The sequence below is a fragment of the Amycolatopsis sp. NPDC059657 genome (assembly GCF_042734395.1).
Taxonomy (GTDB): Bacteria; Actinomycetota; Actinomycetes; order Mycobacteriales; family Pseudonocardiaceae; genus Amycolatopsis.
Window position 1 is genome coordinate 1 of the sequence record NZ_JBHWEB010000192.1, and the last position, 4954, is coordinate 4954.

Sequence of the window (4954 nt, forward strand, 5' to 3'; positions counted from 1 at the left end):
CCCAAACACCCCCCCCCCCGGGGGCGCCCCCCCCTCCACCCCCCCACAACCCCCACCTTTCCCCCCGGGGGGCCCCCCCCCGCCCCCCCCCCCCGGGCCCCCCCCACCGGTCCACGGGGAAAGGCGAAAGGACCGTGATGTCACGTCATCGACCAGTAAAAGCGGTGACGGCTGTCGTCGCCGTGCTCGGCCTGCTGTTCGCCGGGCTCACCGCTGGCCCCCGTGCGGGCGCCGACACGCAGGCGGCCCCGCGCGGCGCGGCGATCACGAACCCGGTCCTCTGGCAGGACTTCGCGGACGTCGACATCATCAGGGTCGGCGACGCGTACTACTACTCGGCCTCGACCATGCACTACTCACCCGGCGCGCCCATCCTGCGTTCCTACGACCTGGTGAACTGGGAGTTCGCCGGGCATTCCGTGCCACGGCTGGACTTCGGCGCCAAATACGACCTCAGCGGCGGGCGCGGGTACATCCGCGGCATCTGGGCGTCGTTCCTGAACTACCGCAAGAGCACCAGCACCTTCTACTGGGGCGGCTGCGTCGATTTCGCCAAGACCCACATCTACACGGCGAGGTCGGTCGACGGGCAGTGGAGCAAGCACACCACGATCGACAAGTGCTACTACGACGCGGGGATGCTGGTCGACGACGACGACACGATGTACGTCGCGTACGGCAACACCACCCTCAGCGTCGCCCAGCTTTCGAAGGACGGCAAGACCGAGGTGCGGTCGCAGCAGGTGTTCAAGACACCGTCGAACATCGGCACACTCGAGGGATCGCGATTCTACAAGCGAAACGGCAGCTACTACATCTTCGCCACGCGCCCCGCCAACGGCCAGTACATCCTCAAATCGACCTCGGGCCCGTTCGGGCCCTACACCGTGCAGCAGGTGCTGCTGAACCTGCCGGGGCCGGTGGCCGGTGGTGGTGTGCCGCACCAGGGCGGCATGGTGCAGACGCAGAACGGCGACTGGTACTACATGGCGTTCGTGGACGCCTACCCCGGCGGCCGGATCCCGGTGCTCGCGCCGGTCACCTGGACCGCCGACGGCTGGCCACGGCTGCGGACGGTCGACAACCGCTGGGGCACAAGCTATCCGGCGCCGAACCTGCCACCGCCGCCACGGCCGGTCAAACCGCTGCTCGGCACCGACACGTTCACCGGCACCGCGCTCGGCCCGGAATGGGAGTGGAACCACAACCCGGACACCACCAAGTTCTCGGTCGGCAACGGACTGCGCCTGCAGACCGCGTCCGTGACCGGCGACCTCTACGCCGCGAAGAACACGCTGACCCACCGGACACAGGGGCCCACGTCCACCGCGACGATCTCGCTCGACCTGAGCGCGATGAAGGACGGCGACCGGACGGGACTGGCCATGCTGCGTGACTCGTCGGCCTGGATCGGGGTCAAGCGGGACGGCGGCCGCAACCGGGTGGTGATGGTCAACAACCTCACCATGGACGGCAACTGGAACACCAAGACGACCGGGACGGAGGTCGCCGGGGCCGGCTTCACCGGCAACCGGATCTGGTTGCGTGCCAACGCCGACATCCGGCCGGGCGCCGGACGCCAGGCGCGGTTCTCCTACAGCACCGACGGCGCCGGCTTCACCTCGTTCGGGCCCGGGTTCACGCTCAACAGCGACTGGCCGTTCTTCATGGGCTACCGGTTCGCGGTGTTCAACCACGCCACCCAGTCGCTCGGGGGAGCCGTCACACTCCAGCGCTTCGACCTGACCACTCCGTAGCCGGGTACGCCTGTACAGGGCGCGGACACGCCCGGGATCGCGGAGGTCCGTCGGCGTGTCCGCCCCTCCTGCACGCGTGTCCGCGTTCTGTGCACAGCGCCGGGCTCGCCACGTCTGGGGTCGTGAGTGTTCCCGACGGTTAGTAGAGCCGGCCGTACCACTCACGACCCGGCAGGGCGTTACCAGGCTGGTCGCGTGTGGTCAAGGCGTTGTGCTGAGCCTCGCGGTAGTCCTATCGTGGAAATCGAAGCGCTTCGAAAGCCGCGGATGAGCGGCGTGCCGGTGAAAGGTGTCCAATGAGGATCATCGTCGCCCTCCTGATGATGCTGGGCCTGGTTGTCGCGCCTGGCCCGGTGGCGAGCGCGTCGCCGGTCACCGAGGCACGTGGTCATCAGGTCGGGTACGACAAATACTCGCTGACCGTCGACGGCCGCCGGATCATGCTGTGGTCCGGTGAGTTCCACTACTTCCGGCTGCCCAGCCCGGAGCTGTGGCGTGACATCCTCGAGAAGGTCAAGGCGGCCGGGTTCACGGGCGTTTCGCTGTACTTCCACTGGGGATACCACTCGCCGGCGCCTGGCGTGTACGACTTCACGGGCGTGCGGGACGTGGATCGGCTGCTGCGGATGACCGAGGAGCTCGGGCTTTACGTGGTCGCGCGGCCGGGCCCGTACATCAACGCCGAGACCACCGGTGGCGGTTTCCCCGCGTGGCTCAAGAACGTCGACGGGCGGGCGCGGTCGAGCGATCCCGGGTACACCGCCGCGTACCGGGAATGGCTGAGCCACATCGACCCGATTCTGGCGCGGCACCAGGTCACCCGCGGTGGTTCGGTGATCGCCTACAACGCGGAGAACGAGTACGGCGCCAACGTCGACCCCGCGTACATGGAACAGCTTCAGCAGAAGGTCAGGGCCGACGGGATCGATGTGCCGATCGTGCACAACAACTGCTGCAACGGCGGCCTGCCGAACTGGTCCTCCGGGCAGGGCGCCGTCCAGATTCCCGGTGTCGACGACTATCCGCAGGCCTTCAACTGTGCCGACCCCGGGACGTGGGGGACTTGGGGTGAAGGTGTCACGCGCCGGCTGCGTGACGACGCTCCGGTGTATGCCGCCGAGTACCAGTCGGGCGCGATCGACGTGGGCGCCGCGGGCTACGAAAAGTGCCGCGAGCTGACCGGTCCGGACTACATGAAGGTCTACTACAAGTCGAACATCATCGGCAGTGGCGCCACCATGTTCGGCTACTACATGCTTTACGGCGGAACGTCTTGGGGCTGGTTGCCTCAGCCCAACGATGTGTACACCTCCTACGACTACGGCGCCGCGATCACCGAGTCGCGCGGGCTCACCACGAAGTACGACGAGTTCAAGCGCCAGGGCTACTTCATGACGACGGTCGCGCCGCTGACGAAGACGGACGCCGCGACCGCGCCGCGTGCGGCGGATCCGGCGGTGTTCGCACAGGCCAGGGCCAATCCGGACACTCGTACGCAGTTCGTGCTCGTCCGCCACGCCGACCGGAAGGCGTCGGCCGATCTGTCGACCACGCTGAGCTGGTCCACCCCGGACGGTGACTACGAGGTGCCGGTGCGGGTCGGTGGCCGGGACGCCAAGATCCTGGTCGCCGGGTACGACCTCGGCGGGCAGCGGCTGGTGTGGTCGAACTCGGAGGTACTGACGCACGTCACCGCCGATGGCCGTGATGTCGCGGTGCTCTACGGGCGCGAGGGCGAGCAGGGGTCGACGGTGCTGCGGTACGCGTCGGCGCCCGAGGTCCGGGTGCTCGACGGTGACGTGCGGAGCTCGTTCGACGGCAAGGATCTGCGGCTGGACTACACCCACTCCGGGCTGGCGAGGGTGCTCGTCTCGGGTGGCGGGCGCCGTCCGATGCTGCTCATGCTCGGCACGGACGCGACCGCCGCGCGGTTCTGGCGCATGGACACCGCGGCCGGACCGGTGCTGGTCAGGGGCACCTCGCTCGTGCGGGAAGCCAGGATGACGGGCGACCGGCTGGCACTGCGGGCCGACACGGACGCACCGGGTGAGGTCGAGGTCTTCTCGTCGGCGCGCAGGCTGACTGTCGGCGGCAAGCCGGTCGACACGCGGCGCACGCCGAGTGGGTCGCTGCTGGGCACTCTGCCCGGACCGTGTGAGGTGACGCTGCCCGCGTTGTCGGATTGGTCGTACCGGGCCGAGCCGCCCGCTGCCGGCGACACGGGCTGGACGGTCGCGGACAAGACCACGACCGTGAGCCCGATCAAGCCGAAGACGCTGCCGGTCCTCTATGCCGACGACTACGGCTACCACTACGGCAATGTCTGGTATCGCGGGGACTTCACGCCGGACGGCACCGAGAAGACCGTGTCGCTCAACGCGATCACCGGCAAGGGCGGAAGCTATCTCGCCTGGCTCGACGGGCACTACCTCGGCTCCGCGCTCGGCGGTACGCAGGCCGATTCGGACGCGCCGGTGAATCGCGACCCCGGCCGCGGGGACTTCGCGGTGCCGGAAGGGCTGCTGGTCAAGGGAAAGCAGGCGCGGCTGTCGGTGCTCGTGACCAATATGGGGCACAACGACGACTGGACGGCCGACGACACCAGGTTCAAACAGCCGCGCGGGCTTTTCGGGGCCGTGGTCGGTGACGCGAAGATCGCCTGGCAGATCCGGGGCGCCGTCGGCAATGACGCCGAACGCGGTCCGCTGAACAACGGCGGTCTCTACGGCGAACGCCAGGGCTGGCATCTCCCGGGGGCGCAGGGCCGCTGGGACCGTCCGCCTGCCACCGTCGAACCGGGGGTTTCCTGGTATCGCACCACTTTCCGGCCCGGCTTGCCGAAGGACCATGACGTCTCGGTCGCGCTGCGGTTCGGTGAGCGGCCAGGCAAATACCGGGTGCTGGTGTTCCTCAACGGCTGGAACATGGGGCAGTACGTCAATCCCGGCGCGCAGCACGACTTCGTGCTGCCCGCCGGGATTCTCAAGAACGCGAACACCCTGTCGCTGGCGGTGGTCTCCACCGACCAGGCGGCGGGCGGACCGCCTCCCGTGAGCCTGGTCTCGCTGGGAAACCACCGCAAGTAGTCGTGAGTGGTATGGCCGGGGGGAAAAGGGTGAAAAGAGAAACCACCCCCCAAATAAGTTAAATAGCCAAATCCCAGCGGTGGGGCGGGTCCGCCAACCCCGCGGCGGGGT

The 4954-nt window shown here is 68.3% G+C and carries 2 protein-coding genes; both read left to right on the plus strand.

The genetic code is table 11. The features are described from left to right. Positions 1 to 164 precede the first annotated feature (164 nt). Positions 165 to 1757, plus strand: a complete 1593-nt coding sequence (locus tag ACFV15_RS45980; RefSeq protein WP_378359542.1) for a glycoside hydrolase 43 family protein — start codon at positions 165 to 167, stop codon at positions 1755 to 1757. 296 nt (positions 1758 to 2053) lie between these two features. Further along, positions 2054 to 4843 (plus strand): beta-galactosidase, encoded by a 2790-nt coding sequence (locus ACFV15_RS45985; RefSeq protein WP_378359544.1) that lies wholly within the window; start codon positions 2054 to 2056, stop codon positions 4841 to 4843. Positions 4844 to 4954 lie beyond the last annotated feature (111 nt).

Coding starts and splice junctions, on each gene's coding strand:
- ACFV15_RS45985 (WP_378359544.1), top strand. CDS start 2,054: ATGAGGATCATCGTCGCCCTCCTGATGATGCTGGGCCTGGTTGTCGCG.